This window comes from Mycobacterium sp. E2462, from assembly GCF_001672685.1.
GTDB lineage: Bacteria > Actinomycetota > Actinomycetes > Mycobacteriales > Mycobacteriaceae > Mycobacterium.
In genome coordinates this window covers 1-1,156 of sequence record NZ_LZKC01000008.1, presented here as the reverse complement: position 1 = coordinate 1,156, position 1,156 = coordinate 1, and the positions used below count along the sequence as shown (strand labels likewise).

Annotated in this window: 2 protein-coding genes; one reads left to right on the top strand and one right to left on the bottom strand. The window is 68.9% G+C overall.

All coding sequences use genetic code 11. The features are described from left to right. The coding region (locus A5714_RS00245; protein ID WP_197513485.1) for a SulP family inorganic anion transporter at positions 1-751 on the top strand (751 nt) is incomplete at its 5' end. 17 nt (positions 752-768) lie between these two features. Here the strand turns inward: A5714_RS00245 and A5714_RS00240 are convergent. Then, positions 769-1,156, bottom strand: a 388-nt coding sequence (locus tag A5714_RS00240) for an Lrp/AsnC family transcriptional regulator (RefSeq protein WP_197513484.1), incomplete at its 5' end; no start/stop codon positions are given.

The following is a 1,156-nucleotide window of genomic DNA, read 5'->3' as shown; positions in this document are numbered from 1 at the left end:
GAGCTGGCCCCGTACCGACTTCAACCGCGAGCTCATCGGCCAGGGCGCGGCGAACATGGTCTCGGGCGCGATCGGCGGCCTGCCGATCGCCGGCGTCATCGTGCGCAGCGCGGCCAACGTCAGCGCCGGCGCCCGTTCCCGCGCATCGACCGTCATGCACGGCTTCTGGGTTCTGTTGTTCGCCGTGCCCTTCGCGGGTCTCGTGGAGAAGATTCCGACGGCCGCACTGGCCGGCTTGCTGATCGTGATCGGGATCGAACTGCTCAAGCCTGCACACATCGAAACCGCCATGCGCAACGGTGATTTCGCTGTCTATCTGATCACCGTGGTCAGCGTCGTCTTCCTGAACCTGCTCCACGGGGTGCTGATCGGCCTGGCCGTCGCCGTCGCGGTGACTGGCTGGCGGGTGGTGCGCGCCAAGGTGCAGGCCACCGTGGTCGGTGCCGAATGGCACGTGGTCGTCGAAGGTGCCTGCACCTTCCTGGCGCTGCCGCGCCTGACCGGGGTGTTGGCAAGCATTCCCGAAGGAACCGATGTCACCGTCCACCTTTCCGCCACCTACCTGGATCACTCGGCGCGGCAGGCGATCACCGACTGGCAGCGGCAGCACAGCGCCACCGGAGGCGCCGTGCGCATTCACGAGCAGGATTCCACGCAGGCCACCCACACCGCGGATCCGGCGACGCCGCGCCGCGCCGCGCACCTCAACCTGGTCGCGGCGGGCCCGCGCCCAGCCACCGAAACTGACTGAGCGAGAAGCGGATTCGGCTATCCGGGAGGGGTGGCGCGGATCAAGCGGCCGCGCGTGATCAGCGAGGCGGCCTGCTTAAGGCGTTTGGTGCGGATTCGCACGTCGTAGCTGTGGACATGGTCGATGATGCCCAGTCGCTCGGTGAGGTACCCGTAGAGGTGCTCGACGTCGCGGCAGATCACGACGGCGACCAGGTGGTGGCGCCCGCTGACGGCGATGACGGAGGCAACCTCGGGGTGCCCGGCGATCCGGTCGGCGACGTCGGTCAGGCGACCGGCCTGCGCGCAGATCCACACGGTGGCGGTGACCCGAAAGCCGAGGCGCTCCGGCACCAGCTCGAGGTCGTAGGTGAGGGAACCGGACGCCTCCAGGGCCGCAGCCCGTCGTTTGACCCGCGCCGGTGAC